This is a genomic window from Sphingobacterium sp. SGG-5 (genome assembly GCF_011043525.1).
Classification (GTDB): Bacteria; Bacteroidota; Bacteroidia; order Sphingobacteriales; family Sphingobacteriaceae; genus Sphingobacterium.
Genome location: NZ_JAAKGO010000003.1, coordinates 316,847 through 342,647, shown reverse-complemented (window position 1 = coordinate 342,647; position 25,801 = coordinate 316,847). Strand labels below are relative to the sequence as shown.

Genomic DNA, 25,801 nt, shown 5'->3' with positions numbered 1-25,801 from the left:
TTTCTATATATTAGATGCTAACCCGTTACTTCTTCTTGAAAAGATTCGCTAAAGGGGGCCTGATCATCAAATTCGCCTTCCCATTTGGCAACTACGACCGTTGCCAGACAGTTACCGATGACATTCACCGAAGTACGGGCCATATCCATTAGCTCATCGATTCCTAATATCGCTGCAATAACAAAGGTAGGCAGACCGAATTGATCCGCTGTCGCGATCAATACAATTAACGAGGCACGGGGAACAGCAGCTACGCCTTTCGAAGTTATCATTAAAGTGAAAGCAATTAACAATTGCTGTCCTATATCCAAATGCATACCAGCGGCTTGTGCTACAAAGATGGAGGCTAAGGATAAATATAGCGATGTACCATCCAAATTGAAGCTATAGCCCGTTGGGATCACAAAAGAAACGATCTTTCTCGGAACACCAAATTTCTCCATATTTTCCATTGCCTTCGGCAACGCGGCATCTGAGCTTGTCGTTGCGAAAGCGATGGAAACCGGCTCTTTGACTGCTGTAATAAACTTTCTAATCGGTATTTTTAAATACAGGGCTACTGGCATCAATACAAGGAATAAAAATGCGAGTAAGGCAATATATAAGCTCATTAAGAGCATAAACAGATTTTTGAGAATATCGACCCCCAAATGACCCACGGTATACGCCATCGCTGCTCCCACACCTATCGGTGCGAACAGCATGACCAGATGGGTGAACTTGAACATGGCTTCGGATAAGCTCTCCGTAAAATCAATCAGTGGCTTTCGTTTTTTCTCATCAACCATTGCTAAACCTATCCCGAAGATCACACCAAAAATAACAATCTGTAAAACTTTATTTTCATGCACGGATTTCACGAAGTTCTCCGGAAAGGAATCACGAATAAATGTATTGAACTTATAAATCCAATGGACGTCTTCCGAGATATGCGACAAAACCTTTTGGTCCGTATCACTCACTGCTGAGGTCTGTGGCAATTCTTCATGAGGCATGTGTTCAATATCAACGCCTACTCCCGCTTTTGTGATATTGATCACGATCAAGCCGATAAAAATGGCACATGTCGTTGCACTAAAGAAGTACAACATCGATTTCCAGGCCATACGACCAACGGACTTCAGATCAGAGTGGCCTGCAATTCCAAAGACCAATGTTGCAAATAAAATAGGGCCAACAATAGTCTTTACCAACTTAATAAAGCCTTGGCTAAGCGGATGTAAAGAAATCGCCAGATCCGGAAAGTCTAATCCTACAAAGACACCAAGTACCAGACACGTTAATATCCATGTGGTCAAATTCTTTCGCATAACGGCATTCAACACTAATACTATGGCGGTGATCCAACGGACACCAAACATGACCGTAGGTGAAACCCCTAAAATATCAAATTCATAAAATAACGTAATTATCGCTGCTAATGTAATCGTGATAAGGGTGACTAGGCTAATATTCCTCTTAGACATTATAGATTTAGATTTACTTATTTATTTTAGTGCAACAAAAGTATAAAAATTGGTTTATAACACAACAAAAAAGCCCGGAAAATCCGGGCTTTTTAAATAATAAATGAACTAAAAATCTATTCGGCATGTAACCATGCCTTTTTAGCTAGCAATTCTTCTTCCGATTCAACAATATCCTCATCTTCTATACAACAATCTACCGGACATACTGCGGCACATTGAGGCTCATCATGGAAACCTACGCACTCGGTACATTTATCGGATACAATATAATATACCTCGTTCGAAATTGCCTCCTGGGGAGCCGAAGCATCTATGGTCACACCTTCTCCAAAATCAATCACGCCACTCAAAGCCGTCCCGTCAGAAAACCGCCATGGCACACCCGCATCGTATATTGCATTATTTGGGCATTCCGGCTCGCAAGCCCCGCAGTTAATGCATTCGTCTGTAATTTTTATTGCCATTTATAACCTCGCAATTATAATAATATAATAATTAAACTATTTTTGTAGTCCAAAGGTAGATATTGATTTTTTACTTTCATAAAAAAAGTATACAAATCTAGTAGAATTTCTCCTTATATGACACTGCAAAGATAAAGTAAATAATTATCAGAACAATTCTAAATTGAATATTTTGACACGGGAACAACGTATACTGGCATTTGCTAAACTCGGTAAATGGTTTGAAAAAAGGGATTTGGAAACGATGGAGTTTGTTGTCGGTACGCAGAACCGGAACCCTTGGTACACTGCTGAAAATATAGAAAAACAGTTTCATGCCCTTGCAATCAACCTCACTGAAGATAAACTGACACGATGGTTGGAACCGTACCCCAATTTCACAACGGACAAATCGGTAGGATTGATTCTGCCAGGCAATCTCCCACTTGTAGGATTTCATGATATACTTTGTACCTTGGTAATGGGTTTCACGGCGAAGATAAAAGTCTCGTCGGATGACGCTGGTTTGACGGAATATGTACTCCAACAACTTGTCCAAATTGAACCTGCCTTTCAAGAGCAAATTCAATTTGTAGAGAAATTAGGGGGTTATGATTTGACAATCGCAACCGGATCCAATAACTCCGCCCGCTATTTCGAATACTATTTTGGCAAAAAACCGCATATTATCCGCAAAAACAGAAACTCGATAGCTGTGCTGACAGGAATGGAAACTAAAGAGGAACTGGTTCTCCTGGGTAACGACATTTTTGATTATTTTGGGTTGGGATGTAGATCTGTCTCTAAATTGTATTTTCCCGAAGGATACAATATTTCTCTATTTTTTGAGGCTATAGAGGAAAAAAGCGACCTAAAGGATCATTTTAAATACAACAACAACTATGATTATAATAAATCGGTATATCTCATTAATAAAAACAAGCATTATGACAATGGCTTTCTTTTGTTAAAAGAAGACACTTCGTTAACATCTCCATTGGCGGTTTTACATTATGAGGAATACAAGGATTTAAAAGATGTCGTCGATCGTATCAACCTTGAGAAAGAATTAATCCAATGTGTAGTGTGCAAAAATGATTTGGCCATCGAAGTCCCGTGCGTGTTGCCTGGTGAAAGTCAGTGCCCCACCCTTGGTGACTATGCAGATGGCGTCAACACACTTGAGTTTTTATATAAAAATCGTTAAATAGTCAGAAAAATTCTAACTTTGTTATCATGTATGTCATCAAAGTAAAAGGCGTTGCCAAAATCCCTGACTACGTACAATTGCGCGACGACACTTTTACTCTATTGGCATATTTTAGGGTAGATCGACCTGATAAATCCCTGGATAAAATTGGGTTAGCTGACAAGACCGAATACATCATGCAGATCGTCAAAGACCTTCCGTTTGGTCAAATTAAGAAAATAGATATCTAAAATGGTAGAAAATATTGTAATACGACTTAAAAACGTAGATATATTCCAACAGAAACATTTGGTTTTATCACATGTCAATCTGGAAATTGCTAAAGGGGAATTTTTATACCTTATTGGCCAGTCCGGAAGTGGAAAAAGCAGTCTACTTAAGATTATTTATGGCGATCTGTATATTGCTAACGGTGAAGGCCTTGTTGCAGGGTTCGATTTAAAGAAATTGCGAGAAAATGAGGTTCCCTTCCTACGTCGGAAACTGGGCATTGTATTTCAGGACTTTCATCTCTTAAATGACCGTAGTATACAAAAAAACTTAGAGTTCGCACTGAAGGCAACGGGCTGGACAGATAAAGGATTGATCGAAAATCGAATCTTGGATGTTTTGGAGAAAGTTGGGCTCCGTTCTAAGCTGACCAAAATGCCGCATGAACTTTCGGGCGGTGAGCAGCAACGTATTGTGATTGCAAGGGCATTACTAAATGATCCGGAAATCATCTTAGCGGATGAACCTACGGGTAACCTGGATCCTGCAACTTCGGAAGAAATCGTATTGTTACTTCGGGATATTGCAGCTGCAGGTACGGCGATACTCATGGCAACACATGATTATCAAATCATCCGCAATATGCCGGCCCGGATTATCAAAACTGCGGATGGCGCACTACATGACAAAGTAAGTATTTAAAGCTGACATACAACATTTCAATCCGACATTTTGTAGGTGTTTCCTTCGGAAATACTGACAAGGTGTCGGATATTTTATAATGGCAAAATTGTTGCTAAGAGGTTACAAAGTTGCAGGTATATGATCGTAATATCGTCCCAGTTTTGGGGTGAATAGATATAAATAAGAGATTGAAAATAAAAATAGGGTGAAGATGAACGAACAAGAAAACACGCAAGAGGAAAATCTGGAACAGACGAATGCTTCGGAAACGGAGCTTTCTACAGAAGAAATTCTTAATCAACAGCTGGCGGAAGCAAACGACAAATACACCCGCTTATTTGCTGAGTTTGATAATTATAAAAAGAGAACAACTAAGGAGCGTATTGAGCTCATTCAGACGGCGGGTCAAGGAGTGATTTCAAAACTGCTACCTGTTTTAGACGATCTGGACAGGGCATTGACTGCCATGGCCTCCGCACAAGATGTAGAAAGTGTAAAAACGGGCATCGAGCTGGTCAATACGAAATTCAGGAAGCTTTTGGAACAAGAGGGATTAAAAGAAATGAATGTCATCGGCCAGCCATTTGATGCAGATTTTCAGGAAGCCATAACAACTATACCTGCTTCATCCGAAGAACAAAAAAACACGGTAATTGACGTCGTAGAAAAAGGATACCTGTTGAATGACAAGGTCATTCGTTTCGCGAAGGTAGTGATTGGAAAATAAGTCGTATAACATGTCAAAAAGAGATTATTATGACGTTCTGGGCGTTCCACGCCAAGCTGAGGCAGCCGAAATAAAATCGGCTTATCGCAAGTTAGCTATCAAATATCATCCTGATAAAAATCCGGGTGATAAAGAAGCCGAAGAAAACTTTAAGGAAGCTGCGGAAGCTTATGAGATATTAAGCAATCCGGATAAAAAGGCGCGTTATGACCAATTTGGTCATGCCGGAAATTCAGCATCAGGGTTTGGCGGCGGCGGCATGAACATGGAAGATATCTTCAGCCAGTTTGGGGATATCTTTGGTGGCGGCAGCCCATTTGAAAGTTTTTTTGGCGGCGGCGGCCGTTCCCGGGGAGGACGTCGTGTACAGAAAGGCTCTAACCTTCGCATCAAAGTAAAACTCACATTGGCCGAAATCGCCAAGGGAGTAGAGAAGAAAGTTAAGGTTAATAAATTAGTTCACTGTACAACTTGTGATGGCACGGGCGCAAAAGATAAGTCATCCTATCACACCTGTTCAACATGTGGGGGAAGTGGTTCGGTACGACGGGTCACTAATACTATTTTAGGCCAAATGCAGACAACCAGCACTTGCCCTGCTTGTAACGGTGAGGGAGTGGAAGTCACGGCAAAGTGCACATCTTGTAAGGGTGAGGGCTTGGTTCGCGGCGAAGAGACCTTATCTATCAACATTCCTGCGGGCGTGAGTGAAGGCATGCAGTTGTCCATGAGCGGCAAAGGGAACGCTGCACCTCGTGGAGGTATCCCAGGGGATCTCATTATCTTAGTGGAGGAAGTCCCGCATGAGTCGCTTAAAAGAGACGGTATAAATGTTATATACGACCTATACATCAACTTTGCAGATGCGGCTCTGGGAACAAGTGTAGAAATCCCGACAATTGATGGAAAGGCTAAAATAAAAATTGAGCCAGGAACGCAAGGTGGCAAAATACTGCGCCTAAAAGGTAAAGGTATTCCTGAAGTCAATTCCTACCACAAAGGAGATCAACTGGTTTACGTGAATGTTTGGACACCCAAAGCGGTCTCTGCTGAAGAAAGAGAAATTTTGGAACAACTTAAAGGTTCAGCAAACTTCAAACCCCAACCGGGTAAAAGCGAGAAATCGTTTTTCGAACGTATCAAAGAGTATTTCGAATAAAACGCATCAAAAATATCTCGAATAAACAGAAAGGGGCCATCGCCCCTTTCTCGCTTTATTGCAACTTCTTCAAAGCTTTCTTTTCGGAACGAATATTTAGAAATTCAACTAACACCGAAAACGCCATCGCAAAGTAAATATATCCTTTGGGAATATGTTGATCGAAGGCTTCCGCTGTTAAAGAAACTCCGATTAACAACAAAAATGCTAAAGCCAACATCTTTACAGAAGGGTAGTCATTGACAAACTTACTAATGGATTCCGCAGAGATCAACATAATACCTACAGCAACAATTACAGCAGCGATCATAACGCCGATCTGATCGACCATACCTACAGCGGTAATAACCGAATCTAAAGAAAACACGATGTCTAATATTAATATCTGTATGATTACGTTTGTAAAAGAGACTACTCTTTTACCTAAGGTACTAACGTCAATGTGCCCCTCTACTTTATGGTGGATTTCTGTCGTACTCTTGTAGATCAGAAAAAGTCCACCTACAAATAGAATCAAATCTCTCCCCGACAATATCAGATATTGGGCAACTTTTTGATTCGTGATATTGAACCATGTCGTGAAATCTATTAGCGGTGCCGTGAGCCCCATGACCCATTTTATGGAGAACAGCAAAGCAACACGCATCACTAAAGCGAGGACAAGTCCTATCCTACGCGCCTTCTTCTGTTGCGCGACAGGTAACTTTGCACTTTGTATAGAGATAAAAACAATATTATCGATACCTAGGACAATTTCTAAAACTGTCAATGTTAAAAAGGAAATCCAAATCTGAGGGTCTAATAACCAATCCATAAAAAACTAATAATTTATCAATGTAATAATATCTTCACTAAACCGCCTAAGACGGCTTTTTGCATGTAAGAAATCCAGACTTATCAAAAAAGAAAAGCCTGCAACTTGAGCTCCTGTACGTTCCACCAACTTGGAAGCGGCAACAACGGTGCCTCCTGTTGCTAACAGATCATCGTGTATCAGCACCTTGTCACCCTTCTCGAAGGCATCGGCATGCACTTCAATAATAGCCTGTCCATATTCCAGCTTATAACCTTCAGCAATAGTTTGGTACGGTAGTTTTCCCTGCTTGCGGATAGGCACAAAGGGAAGACCTAAACGTGATGCCAGCATCAATCCAAATAAAAAACCTCGGCTCTCGATCCCTGCAACAACATCAATAGCTATACCGTCCAATTGGCTAGCAAATTCTTCTACGATAGCGTTGCATAATTCAGGATCTTTCAATATAGGCGTGATATCCTTAAACACGATGCCGGGCTGCGGAAAATCGGGAATATCGCGAATGGTTGAACGAAGTTTGTCTATAAGCATCTATTAAAATTGAATATAAGGCTCAATTTTACGAAAAAAATCATCACCAAGCACAGAAATATTTTGCAAATCTTCCAAATCGGCAAACGGTCCGTGTTGCGTCCTGTAATTAACAAGAAGAGAAGCCTGCTTATAAGAAATATAGGGATGCCGGGCCAACTGTTGTTTTGTGCACGTATTCAGATGCAACTTTTTCACCCCGTTTTCGCCTACTTGGAGCTGCGGTCGGATCATCTGAAAAACCTCTTCAGAGATGCCATACACCTCTCCAATCTGAGATATGGCATGAAACCCACCTAAAGCATCACGGTATTTCACAACACGTTTTGCCAACACGGACCCTATACCTCGGAGTGTTTTTAGATCTGTCGTGTCTGATCCGTTAATATCAATCCGTTCGATATGTACAATTTCTTTTATCCGCTTTTTCTTCTCTTTTTGATCTTTCTTCTGAGCAGCAGATTTCCTATACACCATAGGTCGCTCCTTATTCTCTCCTTTAATCACGATATAGGGTTCAATCCGGGCATACTCTTCGTTCGATATGGAATATATTTTAGCCACATCTTCTTTTTTATAAAACTTTCCTCCCTTGGCTTCGTAATTTTTAATGACTGCAATCTGCTTTTCTGAAAAGCCCATATCCTTCCATTGTTCAACAGCGAGGTTATTCGGATCAAACGCTGTCAAGCTGGGAGTTTCTTCCACATTATTTTCCAAATAAACGAGCCTGTAGGTCATCGCCCGTTCTTTTTTCAAATAGCCATACCCCGCAGAAAGAAGAAACATGCTAAAAATCAGCAGAACAAGAACAGAAAAACCTCTTCTCTCCGCTTTGGTAAATCCGAAATAGGTAAAAAATCTTTTCATGAAATTTATTTAAATTTGCAGAATAAAATTTAATATTGCAAGATGAATTTTGTGAAACCTCCATTTTTTCTGCATTGGATATATCCACAAGTGACTTGGCATAAGTCCCGAAAAGAGAAGGTACTCTATCTGACGTTTGATGACGGGCCTATTCCGGAGATCACACCCTGGATATTAGATGTGCTCGCACAATACGACGCAAAAGCTACTTTCTTTTGTGTAGGCGAAAACGTTGAGCGATATCCGGATATCTTTGAGCGCATAAAGCGTGAGGGACATCAGATCGGCAATCACACGTTCAATCACTTAAGTGGATGGCATCATCCGGATCAGATTTATTATGACAATATTCAAAAATGCAACACACTTACGGGCACACATTTATTTCGTCCCCCATATCTACAGGCAAAACGGAGACAGCTTCGTCACCTCCATGACTACTATGACATTATTTACTGCGATGTTTTATCTTACGATTATGATACACACATATCCCCCGAAAAATGTTATGAAAATGTGATCAACAACAGTACAAACGGATCGATTATTGTTTTTCACGACAACATCAAAGCTTTTCCGCGATTAAAATATGCCCTCCCATTAGCGCTCGATAAATGGCGTAAGGAAGGGTTTTTATTCTCCCAACTTTAATGGGGTGTATTCGCGTATGGTGATACCGTATTCCTTGGTATTACTCACGCTGAAGTAACCAAATGCTCCGTTAGAGATGTTCGATTTCGGATTACCGGGAGCGGCGCTTCCCGGATTCAACATTTGTATCTGATTCCAATAGTCATAAACCGGTTTGCTGATCATCTGCCGCCGGATGAGAACAGAATCTCCTAATGCAAAGGGTTTATTAAAGTCAGATAATTGATGGGTAACATACAGTCCGTCATTATATTTATCACTGAAAGCCTGTAAGAATTTGAAGGGTTGTTGATTTAGGGAAACAAGATACTTGTAATAATTGTCCTGATGCGGCGGGTCTGAGAACTTGATAAGCACCGAATAATTGATTTCGTTAAATATGGTTTCTTCCAAGGAACCTATAGAATCTACATCAACCAGTTCCCGCATCGTCTCTCTGGCCGTAAACTCTTCACCATCTATTCGCACCAACAACTGATAATCATTGTTCGGTGTAGGCGTAAAATTCATATTTTTATAATTCCCGGCTCCAGTCGAAATAAAAGAATAAATCCGACCTCGGTCTCCGATGACCATGACCTCTGCTTCATCCACAGGTTTACTTGGCTGGTCATTATCAAACGATACAGTTTGAGAGATGCGTATCGTCTGTTCGTTGGACAGATTGTTTAAATCGGCTTCTATAACATAACGCGGATTACCCGTATTCAGATCTACATGGATGATCTCTTCGCAGGAAATTGCAAAAAAAACAAAGGCGGAAAACCAATACATTGAAATCCTCATAGCCTTAAAATTTAAAATTCCACGTCACCGACGGAATGACACCAAAAAGTGCTACCTTATAGGCCTCAGTAGCATTCGGATTATGCTCATTTTCCCTAAAATCGATGATATATGCATTCTTCCTATTATATGCATTATATAGCCCGAAGGACCAACTGGAACCGAACTGTCCATCTCTTTTCCGTGGTTCATAGGTCGCTGACAAATCTAAACGATGGTAATCTGGCATACGGTAGCCGTTTCGTTCGGTGTAATAGAACATCGTCTTTCCATCAACCTGATATTTCCCACTGGGGAAGGTAATGGCATTACCGGTATAATAGACAAATGTAGCGCCCAGCGTCCATTTCTTACTGAGTTCATACAAACCAACCACGGAAATATCATGCGTCCGATCTTGTCGGGCATTAAACCACATGCCGTCATTGATCTGGCCAAACTGCCGCTCGCTCTTGGCAAGCGTATAGCTTATCCACCCATTGAAGTTTCCTTTCACTTTACGTAAGAACAGTTCCAGACCATATGCCCTCCCTTGTCCAAACAACAGCTCTCCTTCCAAAAACTTATTGGCCTGCAAGTCTGCTCCATTCCGAAAATCAATCTGATTGCCCATATATTTATAAAACGCCTCAGCGGACATTTCATATGCATTCGAATTGAAATTTCTAAAATAACCCAAAGCTACCTGGTCGGCATACTGCGGTTTGATATTGATACTACTTAGTACGTATTGATCGGTTGGTAAAGAGGAAGTCGTGTTCGTCAGTTGATGCAGGTTTTGGGTAATTCGATTGAAAGAAGCTTTAATACTTTGTTGCCGGTCCAATAACAACGATAAGGATAGACGAGGTTCAAGATTAAAATGATGGGTAATTATCCCCCGATCATGGCGATGCTCTGCGATAGGATCACCCTCCTCGTCAAAAGTATAAAACGTCCCCGGCCCTTCGACCATAAAATCTGTTATCCGCAGGCCATAAATCATCGATAACCACGGCAACGGCTGCCATTCATGCGAACCATAAGCGGCTAATTCGATGCCTTGACGCGCTTCTATATCAACCGAGTTGACGGACGAATTGCCTTCGGTATTTATACTCGCGGGAGATACGCGTTGTTTTAAAACGTCGAAACCAAAACGGATCTTGTTCGTATTGTTGACATAATAGGTCAGATCTTCCTTCAGATTAAAGTTTTCGATCTTAGAGGCTATCTGGAAAACACTTTCATCACTGGATACATCGACATGATAGGTAAAATCACTATAAATCAATGAAGTGTTGCTAAACAGTTTGTCATTAATGACACGATTCCAACGCGCTGTAGCCGTTGCATTTCCCCAGTCAAAACTGAATAGATCGCCATACCCCAAGTCATCCTTTCCGAAATACCCCGACAGATAAAGGGTATTTTTATCATCAAAGCGGTAATTCATCTTCGCGTTCAGATCGTAGAAATACAACTTACTTTGGTTGACCGTTTCATCCGATGAAAGCTTCAGAAATAGGTCAGCATAGGTTCTCCTTCCACTGATCATGAAAGAGCTTTTATCTTTAACAATAGGCGCTTCCAACTTCAGTCTAGAAGCAATCAGACCTACACCGCCCTCAGCTGCAAATCGCTTGTTATTTCCATCCATCATGTGGATATCAATAACAGAAGATATCCGTCCACCATACTGTGCCGGTATCCCTCCTTTAAACAGCTCCATTTCCTTAATCGCATCCGAATTGAATGTTGAAAAAAAGCCCATGAGATGGGAAGCATTGTAGACTGTCGCTTCATCCAGCAAAATCAGATTTTGGTCACCTCCACCACCTCTGACATAGAAATTAGAAGAGCCCTCTCCCCCTTTCCCCACACCGGGCAACAGTTGAATAGTTTTCAATATATCTTTCTCCCCAAACACTACAGGAATATTTTTCACCTCCTCCATAGTAAAAGCCAAAGCACCCATCTGCGGACTTGACACATTGGTGTTTTCCTTTTTTCCGGAGACGACTACTTCCTCCAATAAATTGTCCAAGGGTATGAGCTCAATATTTAAGCGATTCGCTTTGATGCTGTCGATCTGTACGAATTTGTCTTCATAACCTAAATACCCCACACGTAGCATCTTGCTCGAAGGAGGCACCTCCAGCACAAAATAACCATAGTTGTTGCTACTGACTTTAATAGAAGCGCCTACGGCCTCAACAGTAGCACCTATCAACAGCTCACCGCTTCTGGCACTTTTGACATACCCGCTAATAGGAACAGGCGATTGACCAAACGCTGTAGTCCCATGACAGATTAGAAAAAGAAAAAAGAGAAACAACCTCATGAGAGCCTCATCCGCATACTACGAAGTATGAAAAAAATCATTAAAAAAGGCCATTTGAAACACGATAGATTGTCTCCAATAGTCCCAATTATGTTTACCCGGCATACTCATAAAAGCATGCGGAACATTCATATAAGTCAACTTTTTATGAAGTTCTTGATTTACGGCATAAAAGAAATCATCCGTACCACAATCGATAAATAATTTTAACTGCTTCGGTTCGATAAGATGCAGCAGCTCCATGACAGTATGCGATTCCCAGATGGATTTATTAGCACTATAAGGGCCCAGTCTTTTGGCCATATCCCAGTTATTCGGAAAAGGCCGAATATCCACACCACCTGCTGTACTCCCAGCTGCACCATAGGTATCTTGGTGATTAATAGCCAGATACAATGCGCCATGTCCACCCATACTTAATCCGGCAATCGCTCGGCCGTTCCGATCCTGACGCGCTGGGTAATTTTGTTCCACGAAAGAAATAAGTTCCTTGCTGACAAACGTCTCGTATTGCCAGTCCGCATTGCCTGGAATATCCCAGTACCAGCTCCCATGCCCACCGTCAGGACACACGACTCTATAGTTATATTGATCAACCAAATTTTTGATATGAGGTGCGCGTAACACCCAGTTGGAATAATTCCCTCCAAAACCATGGAGCAAATACAAAGTCGGAATACGGTCGGTACTGTTGTTCTCCGGGGATATGACAACGGTCTTTATTTTCTTTTTCATGGCAGCAGAATAGACTTCTACGGTGTCTACCTTTGCTGCAAACGATAGGCTTGCAATTAACAGTAAAAATAAACTGCCAAACAAATGTTTCATACGTATAAATATCATTTATTGATCAAATTTGCGTTAAAATACTTACTACTTTGCGTGTAAAAATAAGGATTTTATTCTATAGACTCCAATAAAGAATATACGTATACGAAGTTTAGTTTAGCTTACCTTCCCTCAAAAGCGGATAACAACTGTACACGAAACGTCGAATCTTTTTCGGACATTTCGAAAGATTTACGGTACGTATCTAAGTTGGCAAACACTTCTGCAGGTTCGCCTTGCTGGTTTTCAAAAAATAATTTAAAGCTATACGTACCATTTTTACTCAGATCAACACTATCTTTGTTCGAAGAAAAAACGGTAGGTAGCAACGCGGCAGAAGTCATTTTTCCCTCGCTAGGGAGTTTAAACATTTTTCCGAGTGCTTCTACAAAATTATCGGACATCTCCCCGGCTGAAGACAACTTAATAGCGCCTGTGACAAACCCTTTGTCGGTATCTACTTGCCCCGAACCATTGATTCCGGGCTGAATGTTTTTTAGCACTTCTACTTTTAACCCAACGGTATCATCCTCAAAAGTCGACTTTACGGTATATATCACGGACGAATCGGTCTGCACCTCATCCACCATCCGGAAAAAAAGCTGTTGCTTATCCGCCTCAGGATAGTTTGTTAATTTCTCTATGGACGGTGTCTGTTTATCGGCAGCACCTGTCTTCGTGGAACTATTCTGGCAACCGTATAATACAACGGCTCCCAATGCCAACCCCAATACTGTTTTTCTTAATTTCATGGTTTATAGTTTTAAATGTAAAACAACCATCGAATATAACATTTTTATTTGGCAAGTGCATGATATAAAATTTCTGCCGGATGGAACGACATTCGCCCTAAACCATCCTTGATCTGATGGCGGCAAGAAGTACCTCCTGCTGCCACAACCGTCTCCTGGTCAGTTTGCCGCAAATTTGGTAACAAAACCAGTTCGGCTACTTTCATGGAGACGTCGTAATGCTCCTTCTCATACCCAAAGGATCCCGCCATACCACAACAGCCCGATGGAATAACCTCCACTTTGTAATTTGTCGGAAACGACAACATCTTCTCCGTGAATCCAACCAAATGAAAGGCTTTTTGATAACAATGTCCGTGTAGTTTAATATGCTTGCTCTCCTGTGTAAACTGTTCTTCCCGGATATTTCCTTTGGCTATCTCCTGCACGATAAACTCATCAATCAAAAACGAATATTTTGCCAACCGCTGAGCATCATCCCGAAGTGCCTTATCCGTCAACGTTAGGTATTCATCTCTAAATGTTAGAATAGCTGAAGGTTCTATCCCGATCAATGGCGTATCTTCCGTGATTAGTGGGCTCAATGCACGAACATTCCGGTCAGCCAACTTCATCGCTTCCTTGACGAAGCCTTTAGACAGATATGTTCGTCCACTTTCGGCATGTTCAGGTATGATGACCTGATAGCCCAACGCGTTCAACAATTTTATGGCCGTTATTCCGATTGCTGTATCATTGTAATTTGTAAACTCATCACAAAAGAGGTATACTTTTTTCTTAAAATCTCCAATCTGCTGCTGTTTCGCGTACCATTTTCTGACCGTGGTATGGTGCACCTTCGGTAAAGAACGCTGAGGTGCAAAACCAACGATTCTTTTGATCAACGTGGAGAATACCGGATTCTGTGCAAAAAAATTGTACAACGGAGCAACGAGAGACCCCAGCTGTTGTGATTTCGTAAAATTTGCAATCAGTTTCGATCGGAACGGTGCACCATTCGCATCATAATAATGCTGCAGGAACTCGGCTTTCATTTTTGCCACATCGACACTCGACGGACATTCCGTCTTACAACCCTTACAGCTCAAACACAAATCCATCACTTCTTTGATTTCTTCATGGTCAAAGCGGTTCTGCTTGGTGGAGTTCGTCAAAAACTGACGTAACATATTCGCACGCGCCCTTGTCGTATCCTTTTCATCACGTGTAGCCATAAAAGACGGGCACATCGTACCACCAGTGACTTCTGTTTTACGACAATCGCCAGAGCCTGAACATTTTTCGGCAAGCCGCAATATGCTTTCCTCTTTTGTAAAATCAAAATAAGTCTGAATCGTCTTTCCATCTGTCACCTGATCGTAGCGCAACGAGGTGTCCATGGGCGGTGTATCGACAATCTTACCCGCATTAAATACCCCTTTGGGATCAAATATCGCTTTCACCTGTTGCAACAGTGCGTAGACTCGTTCGCCGAGCACCTTCCCGATAAACTCGCCACGCAACCGGCCGTCACCATGCTCGCCACTCAGTGAACCGTTATATTTCAGTACAATGTCCGTCGTCTTTTCGAGAATAGAACGGAATTGCTGTTTGCCTTCCGCAGTCTTCAGATTAATAAAAGGTTCGATATGCAATTCCCCTGCCCCGGCATGTGCATAATAAGAAGCATGTACATCTTCGTCGCGTAATAGTTGTTGTATATCGGCCACATAATTGGGCAGATCTGACGGGTCTATTGCACAATCTTCAATGAGGTTAACCGGTTGCCGATCTCCCGGAAGGTTACGTATTAACCCCAACCCAGCCTTCCGCACATCCCAAACTAATGCAGTCTCTTTTGCGCCGGTTATCCAAGGATAGGCATATCCCAATCCTCGGGCTATGAGGTCAGCTTTCAAGGCAGAAGCTTTTGCGGTTATCTCCTCCACCGTATCCGCACGAAACTCTACCATAAGGAGGGCCTGCGGATCTCCCTCAATAAAGAAACGGTTGTACTGATAAGTCGGATGACCTTTCGTAAAGTCCAATATATATTTGTCGACCAACTCCGATGCCTCGGGCCGATGTGATAAAGCAACGACATTGCCATGCATACATTCGACCATATCCGAAAAATGAATACACAATAGTCCGATCTCTTTCGGCGGCAGCGGTCTTAGTTTAAGCTTCGCTTCTGTAATGAATCCCAAGGTTCCCTCAGAACCCGCCAGAATATGACATAGATTAAATGCGTTCATATCCTCCGCAAGGATATCCAAAGCATACCCCGTATTACGCCGGGTAATATTCTTTTTGGGATAACCCGATTGTATGACACGCCGATTCTCGTCGTCTGTAACCAACGTATTCAATGCGCGGTAAATCTCGCCTTCCCGGTCATTCTTAGCCAGCTTCGCAAACAATGCCTGCGGATCAAGTGCTTCAAAGAGGACCTCCGAACCATCGTCGAGTATCACCTGGGCCGAAATGAGATTTTGGCGGGTATCTCCCCAAACAATGGAATGCAATCCCGAAGAATTATTACCGATCATCCCCCCGACCATGGCCCGGCTCGCGGTGGAGGTTTCTGGGCCGAACATCAAGCCATAGGATTTTAGATAAGCATTCAGATCATCCCGAATGACACCGGGCTGCACCTTCACCCACTGTTCCTCTACATTCAGCTCAATAATCTGATTAAAATGTTTCGAAACGTCGACAACCATTCCACGACCTACGACCTGCCCTGCAAGTGATGTGCCGGCCGTGCGCGGAATTAAGGTTATACCCTCTTTGTTGGCATAAGCTACAAGTTGCAATAAGTCTTCTTTATGGTATGGAATAGCAACGGCTAAAGGTTCTTCCTGGTATACAGAGGCATCAGAAGAATAAGCAATGAGATTAGCCTTATGCTTTGGATTATGGGGATCAAAATAGAGTTTACCTGCTAACGTTGACGATAGTTTATCTAAGGTCGCTGACATATTGATTAGATTGAAAGCAACAAAACTAACCATTAATTTTAGCATTTGTGATACTCCGATCCAATATTTTATATTATCCATAAAATACTACCATAGTCAAAATGACCCTTACTTAAATCAACACGAATTCCACACACTTATATCAGAATAATATTCGTATTTTACACTATTATGTTGAACAATATTCATAATTATATTAATTTTGCAGAATTATGAAAGAAATAGATATCAATTTAGATCATATCGATTATCAGATCCTGCGCATTCTGCAAAATAATGCCCGAACGAACAATGCCGATATTGCGCGTGACTTACGCATGGCACCTTCTGCCATCCTCGAACGGGTAAAAAAACTCGAACAAAAAGAAGTGATCTTACAGTACAATGCGAAGATCAATGTACAGGCATTGGAGCAGACGCTATTGTCTTTTATCTTTATTAAAACATCAGATATTATAGGTGAGCAACGTATCGGTCATCTATTGGCTGATATTCCAGAGGTACAGGAGGTGCATGATATCGCAGGCGATGACGGGTACTTAATCAAAGTAAGAACCCGTGATGCAGCGGGATTAGTAGATCTTATGCGCAATACCTTGGGGAAAATCGAAGGTATCCTATCTACACGTACAACGATTGTCCTCGAAACCGTCAAAGAAGAACAAAAGTTAGTTATACCCACGAAAGATCAAAATGCCTCAAAATAAAACCGCACTGATACACATTTTATTGGCCTACCTCGTGGTCTATATCGTATGGGGATCGACTTTCTTTTTCATCGAAAAAGCATTACGGTCGTTTCCTCCATTCGTACTCGGCTCTATTCGTTTTATTATAGCTGGCGGAGTCCTGATGGGCTACTGTGCCCTTAAAGGGTACCGGCTGTTCAATAAAAGAGAAATTCGTCAGGCCATGTTTATTGGTTTCCTTCTGCTATTCGTAGATATGGCGGCTGTCATCTGGTCTGAACAATATATTTCCAGTGGAATCGTGTCTATACTTTCCGCAGCAACAGCTATATGGTTTGTCATCTTCGATAAGCGCAAATGGAAAGAAAACTTTTCGAGTGTCCCTACTTTGACTGGATTAATTTTAGGATTCTCGGGCGTCATCTTATTATTCTCCGAACAAATTTTTGGGACGGAGGCGACGGCACCTTCTACGCAAAAAGTTATTGCCATGAGCGTATTAACAATTGGCACCATCGGTTGGACATTTGGTTCTCTCTATGCGAAGTATGCACTGGAAAAAGGAAAGTCCACGGTTCAAAAAAAGGGAAAACCTTTGAATGTAATCGTCAAGACGGCCTGGCAAATGGTCACCGCAGGTACAGCTTTTTCGTTGATCGCCTTATTCAATGGCGAATATCATCATTTCGAATTCAAAGAAGTGTATGCTTTCGATTGGGCGGCGATGTTTTATCTGGTCATTATGGGATCTATCCTGGCATTCAGTTGCTATATTTGGTTGTTGCAGGTTCGCCCAGCCACCGAAGTAAGCACCTATGCATATGTCAATCCTATCGTTGCCTTGTTGCTCGCACACCTTTTTACCGATCATCAGGTTACCGGCATTCAGATAGGCGGGCTCATCATCGTTCTGTTATCCGTATTGCTTATGAACTGGAATTTATACAAAGATTCCAGAACAATGCGCATCATCCGTGCGAGAAAGAAATTGAAACGTCTGAAGCACATGGCGCCAAAAAGTAGCATTCCACGCATTAATGAAGTGGCGGGTTTCGACGGTTAACACCATAGTGCTTAACACAAACTTAACATCCTGTTTATATGCAAATAACAGATGAAGTGTACCTTTGGTATAAATAGAAATACAATGATTAAAGATTTAGAAATTGTAAATTTAGACTTCATCCTGGACATTGCTGAATGGCTTTATGATGGAGACGACTTGGTGGTAGTCGAGGACTAACAATACCATTTTAAATTTACACCTTCAACAGCAGTAACCGGACACTGTTACTATCTGTTGGTTAATTGTCACTAACCTTTCGCACAAATAAATTATAATTTTCGTGCTTCTCCACATAAATTTGCTCCCCGGCATCGATAAAACCATCTAAAGCTACGGCATCATACCATACTCCATCAATTTCGATCTTACCCGACGGGCGCAAGACTGTCTTGGCAATTCCTTGCTTATTCAACAGATTAATTTTTGGCACAGAAGAAGTATAGCCGGTATCTGAGCGTTGCTCATCCTGCAATACCAATCTTTTGAATGCGGATGAACGCATTAGATTTCGGCCAAACACAACCATCAGGACAATGGACAACACCATAGCACCGATAACGATTAAAAAGGAATTCATCAATAAGCCCGGTTTAGATAGTTTAAAATCAAAATAATCATTTGCCAACATCGAAAATGACAGTCCACATAGCACAAATATGATTCCCAGTATACCTGCAACGCCGAAACCTGGTATCACAAAAATCTCGGCAGCGAGCAATAAAACACCGATGACAAATAATAAAATTTCCCAATTGTCTGCCAACCCTTGCAAATACAAGGGTGCAAAAAACAACGCTGCCGATACAAGGGCTACAACAAGCGCAAACCCGATACCCGGTGTTTGCAACTCAAAATAAATACCACCCAAAATGCCCATAATAAGCAAACCGCTGACCATAGGATTGATGAGCAAGGCAATGATATGGTCAACCCATGTCAGTTCATGTTTCACAACAGTCGGTGTCAACAACTGAAGATCGGCAAATATCTCACTTTCACTTTTCACCTCTGCTTTAGCCAAATTTGCCCTTACCGCTTCCGAAGCCGTAAATGTCAATACCTTCCCCTCTTCTTTATAAGCCGGAAGCGAGACCGATGGATCAACAAAAGCCTCAGCCATTTTAGGATCACGCCCTTTTGCTTCCGCAGTCGCCCGCATGAGCCCTCTCATGTACGACTGGTACTTCTCCGGCATAATTTCTCCCGACTGATTGACTACACTAGCGGCTCCGATGGACGATCCTGCATGCATATAAATATAATCCGATGCTAACGAAATCAACGTTCCCGCAGAAGCCGCATTATTATTGATATACACGATCGTTTTCATCTCCGCATTCAATAACAATGTGCGAATCGAATCCGCAAAATTAACGGCCCCGCCAAAAGTATTCATCTCGACGAAAAAATAATCGGCCTTATCCTCTTGGGCAGCTTTGTACGAATTCTTTAGCACACGCCACGCATTGGGGCCCACATCTTCCTTTAATTCTGTTTTATAAATACGCTGCGCGTAAACCGTTTCTCCAGCAAAAATGACAAGAGCTAAAAATAAAATGGTTTTTGTAATTTTGTATAAAGTCATTTCTAATCCGCTATGGTGAATAAATATACGATTAATAAAGCATTTGAGAAAAGTTTTCCTTTTCCGATCTGGAAAATAGAAGTGGATTGTGCGCATAATCGTATGGCTATTGAATATCGCGACCCTGAAACGACTATTCCTCATTTTTCCGTGTTGGACTTTGATGGCAATATACGCGATGATGAAGTGACGACCAAAGAAAAGGAATGGACTTTGGAAGCTATCCAAGGCGAATTCTTGGTCCTAAAGCGATTTGGAGCTTCTTCGCCTATCGAAGCGGGTATCTGTATTATACATTATCCAACAAACCGAACGATCGTAACAGCCATGGAGTATGTCTTGCAGGAAGTATATCAAGGCATACTTTTAGCCAGACACCGCTCTATCCCGGGTGGATTAGTTTTCCAGATTGATATCGCTACCGGACAGATTACACAAAGCAAAAGGAACGACTATAGCTATCCCGTTTCCCATATCCACTATCCCATAGCTTACACCGCCAACCTACCCGCATTTATACGTGAAATACCTTTTGTTGACCAGGTCTGGTTACTCCCGATGGATGACGTTTACATCTGGGCGTACCATCTTGCAGCAGCAAATAAATATAACTTAATTCTATCATTATCCACTAAAAATGAACTACTTGACACAAAAGTAGTTCTTGAAAATTTAAACCGATTAATCCCTCAGCCCTTTTTCCAAGTCGAACGATATATTTTCTTTTTATCAAATACTAAACAGGAAATTATAACGTATTTAGTATAATTGCATGTTATGATTAAATTTATTCAACTTTTTTCTTTCTTCGTTCTTGGCATCATCTTTTCCGGCACTGCTACCTCACTCGCTTCAGATAACAATAGGACACACGGATTGTCGCCGGACTCTATCGGCAACGAAATCATAAACAACGATCGCTTTGTCATCCACAAATTGGCTCCTCAGGAAACATATTATCAGCTTAGCCGTACGTACGGCGTTCCGGTCAAAGATATTATGCAGGCCAACAATAAAAAAAACCTGCGCATTGGTGATACGGTCAGAATACCTCGCGGCAAAGTAGCTACGGTTATGTTAACTGTTCCGGAGACGCCCGATACGCCCCAGGAAAACCAAAGCACACCACAAGTGGAGCAGGATATCTTTACGGAATATATTGTCGGCAAAAAAGAAACACTATTTGCCATCTCCCGACGGTTTGATGTATCGGTAAATGCTATAAAACAAACGAACAACCTCACTTCGGACAACCTCCGCGAAGGTCAAATTCTTAAAATCCCAAATAATAGCCCACAGGAAGTAGAACAAGTCGCTACGCCTGAACCCTTGGTCATTGAAGAACATCAGTCCATTGACCTCTCTGACTTTAAACCCAATCGATATGGTATCCGTGAGCGGAAAGAACGTGGCATCGGCACTTGGATGGATAGCTTAGGCGATGGTCAAACAAGCCTAGCCCTACACAAAACGGCTCCCATAGGAACCATTCTTAAAATTACAAATCCGATGAATAAAAGCGTGACGTTCGCGAAAGTCGTCGGCAAGTTCGGCGACAATCAAGACACACATGATGCCATCGTCGTGCTATCAAAATCGGTAGCCACGACTCTCGGACTGCTCGACCGGCGTTTTTTGATCGAACTCAATTATGGCGCTCCTTTGGAAGAATAGTGATTTAATTTTTACACCACTATTATTTGAATTAATTCTAAATAACTATCTTTGTGACCATGAAGGAAAGTGAGTGGTCGTCCTGCCCCGGCGTAGATGAGTTGCAAGAACTTCCAAAAGGAGTTAATCCGTTTGGTTGCTTTTCGTGTTGTGTACTGAAAAAATGCTGTAAAAAATATAAAAAGGGCAAACGTTGCAAAAAATGCCCCAACAAATAATTCTTTCTATTCTTCCAGATAATTCAAATCTCTGTCAAAGCTTTCTTCCAACTGCGTGAGTGCAAACACCGCGATAGCTGTAAGCAAAAGAAGTGTAATCAAAGCGGCTTCTATAATCCCCCATTGTTGAACAAGGTAACCATACAACAAAGTCGACGGGATTAACGCTCCGCGCACAAAGTTGGGCGCTGTCGTCGCTACGGTTGCCCGAAGGTTCGTACCAAACTGTTCTGCCGCGATCGTTACAAAGGTGGCCCAGTATCCGACACCCAATCCCATAAAAAACGCGAGCCAATTGAACGTCGTTTCTGTGATTCCTGTACTGTTGAGGTACCAAACCGAGGAGATAACAATCATCAGCTGACAGAGAAACACCACTTTCTTTCGCGACTTCAACACTTGCGCCAAGAGACCCGCAAAAAAATCACCCAACGAAATACCTAAATAGGTAAACATTACCCCCTTGCCCGCACTGAGTACGGTTTCCGCGCCCAGGGCCCTGCCGATTTCAGGTGCTTGTGTCACCAGAACCCCGACCACAAACCAGATGGGCAGCCCGATACACAAACAATAGATATAGCGTAATATTCTCTTTTTACTGGTAAAAAGCAGACGGAGACTACCTTTGGAAACCTGTTGTTGTGTGACATGATGAAACAATTTCGACTCAAAGGTACCTATGCGGAGTAACAAGAGCAATAGGCCCATAGCTCCTCCTACAAAATACGCGGTACGCCAATCAAACCATTCGGATATATAGTAAGCCAAGATAGCTCCTAACACGCCCACTCCGGCAACAATCATGGTTCCATATCCCCTTTTGCCTCTACCCATTGTCTCACTAACCAATGTAATACCTGCTCCCAGTTCACCGGCAAGCCCGATGCCGGCTATAAAGCGGATAACACCGTACATCGTCACATCTTGTACAAAACCATTGTATATATTAGCCAAGGAATATAAGAGAATAGAACCGAACAGCACTTTCAGACGCCCGAATTTATCGGCAAGTATTCCCCAGATTACCCCTCCTATCAGCAGTCCGCCCATCTGCATATTCAGCACATATTCACCCTTTACACGCATAAGTTCCTCCGGTACGCCAATGTCGCGGAAAGATTGTATGCGGACAATTGAAAATATAATCAGATCGTAGATATCGACAAAATATCCTAAAGAGGCTACAAAGACCAATAACCACGCACGGTTCGAGTGTTTAGATTCCATGGTTTTGAATAAAAATCGGCTCAATTTAAGTTAGTTTTTCATTTTATACAACATATTGACAAATCTTTCGACATTTAATTTCAATAAAATTGTACTTTTGTGGCATGAATTTTAATCCTACGGCCTTAAAATGGGCGCTTCGTTTTTATCCTCCTTTTTTCTTTCAACGAATATGGGTCAAACGTGTGTTGGATGGTTTTAAGGGAATGGATATTAAGATTCATAAAAGCTCCCTGAATATCAATGCCAACAAAACAGTCTTCGGCGGCACGATATTTTCCGCGCTCGATCCAGCTCATCCCATCCTATTGGATCAGATCTTCAAATCCAAGGGAATGAAAAAAACCGTAGCCTGGTTAAAATCGGCAAAAATAGATTACATTAAACCCGGACATACCAACCTCTATTTTTCCATACGATTAAGTGATAAAGATATTGAAGAAGCCTATCAGACGATTCTGAACGAAGGAAAAGTAATCAAAACCTTTATCACAGAGATCTTTGACAAGAATGGTATACTGTGTGCCCTGTCACACAACGAGATTTATATCCGGGATCTTACTTTTTCCCTACGGAATAGAAAGAAAAAACTAGCTCCAGTAACAACGTAAATAAAGAATATGATGAAAAAGTTATTTTATACAGGTAGTCTTTCTTTGCTTTTGATAGCAGTGGCATGTCAATCTCCCGCAACAAAAGAGGCTGTTAAAGGCCAGCAATTGGCGCAGGAGGCCATTGCACTACATGATGACATCATGCCACACATAGCCAGTTTTGATCAGGCCACGGTAAAAATAGACTCCATGCTCCGTGATACAACGACAACACATGAGGAGTTGGTACAATTAAAGCAGGATTTGGAACAAGCTACGGATAACATGATGACCTGGATGCATGAATATGTTGCAGATAGCACCGATGTGGCTTATCAACAAGCAGAAGTCGACAAGGTTAAAGCTATGAAGAAGCAATTTGAAGATGTTGCTGCTTCCGAACATTATAAAAAACTATCCTCGTCACGCTAACACTTTCACGTTATGTTAAAAAAAAGTAGGGCTGCATTCGTGGTGCTGATCGGGTTAGTATTCGCTTCCTGCCAATCTGAACAGCAAAAACTACCTATTATCGGCGAACCTGATATTGTGGAGAAAGTCGTCGATGGACAAACCGTCCGGGACACTATCTACCCCACCATTCCGGGTTTTCAGTTTTTAAATCAGGATAGTGTGTTGATTACCGACAAATTCTTCGACAACAAGATCTACGTGGCGAATTTCTTTTTCACACACTGCCCCAGCATCTGCCCTACGATGCAGCGCAATGTACTGGAAGTGTATAAAAAATATAAAAACGACGAACGGATCAGCTTCTTGTCCCATAGCATTGACTTTAAGTATGATCAACCGGCAGTTCTAAAAAAATATGCGAACAACCTTGGCGTGGATAACGAGCAATGGCAGTTCGTAACGGGCAGCAAAGCGGATATCTACGGTATATCGGACAAATATCTGATCTATACGGCAGAAGACGAAAATGCCCCCGGCGGCTATGACCATTCGGGATTTTTGGTATTGGTCGATGCGAATAAACATATCCGGGGTACCTACGACGGCACGAATGAAGAACACATCCAGCAGTTGCTGCAAGACATTGCTGTTCTTTTGAAAGAAAAATAATATAGCAATGAGCGCTTACAGCCTAAAGCCAAAAGCATACAGCCTGTTCGCAATTGCCTTACTCATCGGGGCGATGTCCTATCTTTCTGCCTGTCAATCCAACGTAGACATACAAATGGCACAATACGCAGTCAACGGCCAGAAGGTATACAGAAACCATTGCCAGAATTGTCATGGCGCCAAAGGCGAAGGGTTGGCTAAACTTTACCCGCCGTTGACAGACAATAATTTCTTTGCCCTCCACAGAGAAAAACTCAGCTGTATTGTACGTCACGGACTTCATGAAAAGATTGAAGTATCCGGACAGCAATATGACCAGCCTATGCCCGGAAACAACAAGTTGACAGATTTGGATATTGCCTATGTACTAACGTATGTTACTACCACGTTCGGCCAATCCGACAGCATTTACTCGCACGAGGCCGTAAAAAAGGCGTTATCACATTGTAAGTAAAGGTCCTCATGTTACACGACGCACTACATTTACTACATTCTCCGATAGCGTGGATACTTTATTTCTTCTGTGCTTTTTTGATGGGCCTCTCCAAGACAGGTATTCAAAATGTAGGAAGTCTGGCCATTCCCTTATTTGCTTTTCTTTTCGGCGCTAAAGAATCGACCGGTATTGTACTCATTCTATTAGCGATGTCCGATTTGATGAGTGTGATCTATTACCGCAAGCAACTGATCTGGAAGGAAGTTCTCAAGCTACTTCCGATCGCTCTTTTGGGACTGTTGCTGGCCCTTGCTGTCGGAAAATTTATTGATGATAAAGCTTTCAAAATCATCATGGCATCCTGCATTCTCTTTGGAATTGGTATCATGTTCTGGATGGAAGGGGTAAAGGACAGTCATAGAGAAATGCTATCCAATGGCAAATGGTACGCACCCATCTTCGGATTTATTATGGGGTTTTCAACCATGATCGGCAATGCAGCCGGCCCGGCACTCTCTGTTTACCTCCTGAGCCGGAAGATGGACAAGTTTACCTTCGTCGCCACGGGAGCATGGTTTATCATGATATTGAATTATATCAAAATACCTTTACAGGTCTTCATCTGGGAGAATGTCACCTGGGCAGGTCTGCTGTTGAATCTTATGGCCATTCCTTTTATTATCCTCGGAGGTATCACCGGCATAAAAGTCATTAAAAAACTTCCCGAGCAAAATTTCAAACGGATCATTCAGATATTGGTGATAATATCTTCGATATTGATGTTCTTCTTTTAGTAATTACGTATCT

General features: G+C 42.0%; 28 protein-coding genes. 16 read left to right on the top strand and 12 right to left on the bottom strand.

The features are described 5' to 3' along the window. Positions 1–17: 17 nt before the first annotated feature. Positions 18–1,466, bottom strand: coding sequence for a dicarboxylate/amino acid:cation symporter (locus G5B30_RS05950; RefSeq protein ID WP_165319049.1), 1,449 nt, complete (start codon positions 1,464–1,466; stop codon positions 18–20). Positions 1,467–1,582: 116 nt separating this feature from the next. Then, positions 1,583–1,933, bottom strand: coding sequence for a 4Fe-4S dicluster domain-containing protein (locus G5B30_RS05945; protein ID WP_165319048.1), 351 nt, complete (start codon positions 1,931–1,933; stop codon positions 1,583–1,585). Between the two features lie 163 nt (positions 1,934–2,096). Between G5B30_RS05945 and G5B30_RS05940 the strand changes: the two genes are divergently transcribed. The 5 genes from G5B30_RS05940 (at position 2,097) to dnaJ (ending at position 5,902) form a co-directional block, all read left to right on the top strand. Continuing rightward, positions 2,097–3,119 (top strand): acyl-CoA reductase, encoded by a 1,023-nt coding sequence (locus tag G5B30_RS05940; protein WP_317164326.1) that lies wholly within the window; start codon positions 2,097–2,099, stop codon positions 3,117–3,119. Between the two features lie 29 nt (positions 3,120–3,148). Then, positions 3,149–3,352 carry a fructose-6-phosphate aldolase gene (locus tag G5B30_RS05935; RefSeq protein ID WP_165319047.1) on the top strand — a complete coding sequence of 68 codons (204 nt, stop codon included), beginning with the start codon at positions 3,149–3,151 and terminating at the stop codon, positions 3,350–3,352. A gap of 1 nt (position 3,353) precedes the next feature. Continuing rightward, entirely contained in the window at positions 3,354–4,034 is a 681-nt protein-coding gene (locus G5B30_RS05930; protein WP_165319046.1) for a cell division ATP-binding protein FtsE, read from the top strand. Between the two features lie 193 nt (positions 4,035–4,227). Continuing rightward, on the top strand, positions 4,228–4,743 hold the full coding sequence (locus G5B30_RS05925) for a nucleotide exchange factor GrpE (protein WP_165319045.1): 516 nt from the start codon (positions 4,228–4,230) through the stop codon (positions 4,741–4,743). Between the two features lie 10 nt (positions 4,744–4,753). Further along, a complete protein-coding gene (dnaJ, locus tag G5B30_RS05920) occupies positions 4,754–5,902 on the top strand; it encodes a molecular chaperone DnaJ (protein WP_165319165.1) in 1,149 nt (382 codons plus the stop codon). A gap of 55 nt (positions 5,903–5,957) precedes the next feature. Here the strand turns inward: dnaJ and G5B30_RS05915 are convergent, their stop codons facing one another. The 3 genes from G5B30_RS05915 to G5B30_RS05905 are packed head-to-tail and all read right to left on the bottom strand — an operon-like array spanning position 5,958 to position 8,120. Continuing rightward, positions 5,958–6,716 carry a TerC family protein gene (locus tag G5B30_RS05915; protein WP_165319044.1) on the bottom strand — a complete coding sequence of 253 codons (759 nt, stop codon included), beginning with the start codon at positions 6,714–6,716 and terminating at the stop codon, positions 5,958–5,960. A gap of 6 nt (positions 6,717–6,722) precedes the next feature. Continuing rightward, entirely contained in the window at positions 6,723–7,250 is a 528-nt protein-coding gene (locus G5B30_RS05910; protein WP_165319043.1) for an adenine phosphoribosyltransferase, read from the bottom strand. A gap of 3 nt (positions 7,251–7,253) precedes the next feature. Beyond that, positions 7,254–8,120, bottom strand: a complete 867-nt coding sequence (locus G5B30_RS05905; RefSeq protein WP_165319042.1) for a helix-hairpin-helix domain-containing protein — start codon at positions 8,118–8,120, stop codon at positions 7,254–7,256. Between the two features lie 42 nt (positions 8,121–8,162). Between G5B30_RS05905 and G5B30_RS05900 the strand changes: the two genes are divergently transcribed. After that, the gene (locus G5B30_RS05900) at positions 8,163–8,771 is read left to right on the top strand and encodes a polysaccharide deacetylase family protein (RefSeq protein ID WP_165319041.1); all 609 of its coding nucleotides are present in this window, start codon (positions 8,163–8,165) and stop codon (positions 8,769–8,771) included. Here the strand turns inward: G5B30_RS05900 and G5B30_RS05895 are convergent. The 5 genes from G5B30_RS05895 to G5B30_RS05875 all read right to left on the bottom strand — a co-directional run bounded on the left by G5B30_RS05895 (position 8,754) and on the right by G5B30_RS05875 (position 16,423). Beyond that, on the bottom strand, positions 8,754–9,557 hold the full coding sequence (locus G5B30_RS05895; RefSeq protein WP_165319040.1) for a DUF4249 domain-containing protein: 804 nt from the start codon (positions 9,555–9,557) through the stop codon (positions 8,754–8,756). The genes G5B30_RS05900 and G5B30_RS05895 overlap by 18 nt on opposite strands. A 4-nt stretch (positions 9,558–9,561) precedes the next feature. Further along, on the bottom strand, positions 9,562–11,880 hold the full coding sequence (locus G5B30_RS05890) for a carboxypeptidase-like regulatory domain-containing protein (protein WP_165319039.1): 2,319 nt from the start codon (positions 11,878–11,880) through the stop codon (positions 9,562–9,564). An 18-nt stretch (positions 11,881–11,898) separates the two neighbouring features. Then, entirely contained in the window at positions 11,899–12,708 is an 810-nt protein-coding gene (locus tag G5B30_RS05885; RefSeq protein WP_165319038.1) for an alpha/beta hydrolase, read from the bottom strand. Between the two features lie 122 nt (positions 12,709–12,830). Then, the gene (locus G5B30_RS05880; protein WP_165319037.1) at positions 12,831–13,460 is read right to left on the bottom strand and encodes a hypothetical protein; all 630 of its coding nucleotides are present in this window, start codon (positions 13,458–13,460) and stop codon (positions 12,831–12,833) included. A gap of 44 nt (positions 13,461–13,504) precedes the next feature. Next, positions 13,505–16,423: an FAD-binding and (Fe-S)-binding domain-containing protein gene (locus G5B30_RS05875; RefSeq protein ID WP_165319036.1), complete on the bottom strand. Its 2,919-nt coding sequence runs from the start codon at positions 16,421–16,423 to the stop codon at positions 13,505–13,507. Between the two features lie 212 nt (positions 16,424–16,635). On the opposite strand from G5B30_RS05875, the gene G5B30_RS05870 reads away from it, so the two are divergent. The 3 genes from G5B30_RS05870 to G5B30_RS17455 are packed head-to-tail and all read left to right on the top strand — an operon-like array spanning position 16,636 to position 18,355. Next, positions 16,636–17,130, top strand: coding sequence for an Lrp/AsnC family transcriptional regulator (locus G5B30_RS05870; RefSeq protein WP_165319035.1), 495 nt, complete (start codon positions 16,636–16,638; stop codon positions 17,128–17,130). Further along, a complete protein-coding gene (locus G5B30_RS05865; protein WP_165319034.1) occupies positions 17,117–18,175 on the top strand; it encodes an EamA family transporter in 1,059 nt (352 codons plus the stop codon). Before G5B30_RS05870 ends, G5B30_RS05865 begins: the two co-directional genes overlap by 14 nt. Before the next feature lie 51 nt (positions 18,176–18,226). Next, positions 18,227–18,355: a hypothetical protein gene (locus G5B30_RS17455; protein ID WP_262886587.1), complete on the top strand. Its 129-nt coding sequence runs from the start codon at positions 18,227–18,229 to the stop codon at positions 18,353–18,355. A 61-nt stretch (positions 18,356–18,416) separates the two neighbouring features. Here the strand turns inward: G5B30_RS17455 and G5B30_RS05860 are convergent, their stop codons facing one another. Next, positions 18,417–19,763 (bottom strand): NfeD family protein, encoded by a 1,347-nt coding sequence (locus G5B30_RS05860; RefSeq protein ID WP_165319033.1) that lies wholly within the window; start codon positions 19,761–19,763, stop codon positions 18,417–18,419. 12 nt (positions 19,764–19,775) lie between these two features. On the opposite strand from G5B30_RS05860, the gene G5B30_RS05855 reads away from it, so the two are divergent. Both G5B30_RS05855 and G5B30_RS05850 read left to right on the top strand, forming a co-directional pair. Next, positions 19,776–20,531, top strand: coding sequence for a hypothetical protein (locus G5B30_RS05855; protein WP_165319032.1), 756 nt, complete (start codon positions 19,776–19,778; stop codon positions 20,529–20,531). 9 nt (positions 20,532–20,540) lie between these two features. Next, positions 20,541–21,437, top strand: coding sequence for a LysM peptidoglycan-binding domain-containing protein (locus G5B30_RS05850; RefSeq protein ID WP_165319031.1), 897 nt, complete (start codon positions 20,541–20,543; stop codon positions 21,435–21,437). 224 nt (positions 21,438–21,661) lie between these two features. Here the strand turns inward: G5B30_RS05850 and G5B30_RS05845 are convergent, their stop codons facing one another. Further along, positions 21,662–22,882, bottom strand: a complete 1,221-nt coding sequence (locus tag G5B30_RS05845) for an MFS transporter (protein ID WP_165319030.1) — start codon at positions 22,880–22,882, stop codon at positions 21,662–21,664. Positions 22,883–22,986: 104 nt separating this feature from the next. On the opposite strand from G5B30_RS05845, the gene G5B30_RS05840 reads away from it, so the two are divergent. Genes G5B30_RS05840 through G5B30_RS05820 form a run of 5 tightly spaced genes read left to right on the top strand, consistent with a single transcriptional unit; the run spans position 22,987 to position 25,788 of the window. Further along, positions 22,987–23,493, top strand: a complete 507-nt coding sequence (locus G5B30_RS05840; RefSeq protein WP_165319029.1) for a DUF4442 domain-containing protein — start codon at positions 22,987–22,989, stop codon at positions 23,491–23,493. Between the two features lie 9 nt (positions 23,494–23,502). Beyond that, entirely contained in the window at positions 23,503–23,907 is a 405-nt protein-coding gene (locus G5B30_RS05835) for a transposase (RefSeq protein ID WP_240903113.1), read from the top strand. A gap of 12 nt (positions 23,908–23,919) precedes the next feature. Further along, positions 23,920–24,558 (top strand): SCO family protein, encoded by a 639-nt coding sequence (locus G5B30_RS05830; protein WP_165319028.1) that lies wholly within the window; start codon positions 23,920–23,922, stop codon positions 24,556–24,558. Between the two features lie 7 nt (positions 24,559–24,565). Next, on the top strand, positions 24,566–25,012 hold the full coding sequence (locus tag G5B30_RS05825; protein WP_240903112.1) for a c-type cytochrome: 447 nt from the start codon (positions 24,566–24,568) through the stop codon (positions 25,010–25,012). A gap of 8 nt (positions 25,013–25,020) precedes the next feature. Continuing rightward, the gene (locus G5B30_RS05820) at positions 25,021–25,788 is read left to right on the top strand and encodes a sulfite exporter TauE/SafE family protein (RefSeq protein ID WP_165319027.1); all 768 of its coding nucleotides are present in this window, start codon (positions 25,021–25,023) and stop codon (positions 25,786–25,788) included. Positions 25,789–25,801 lie beyond the last annotated feature (13 nt).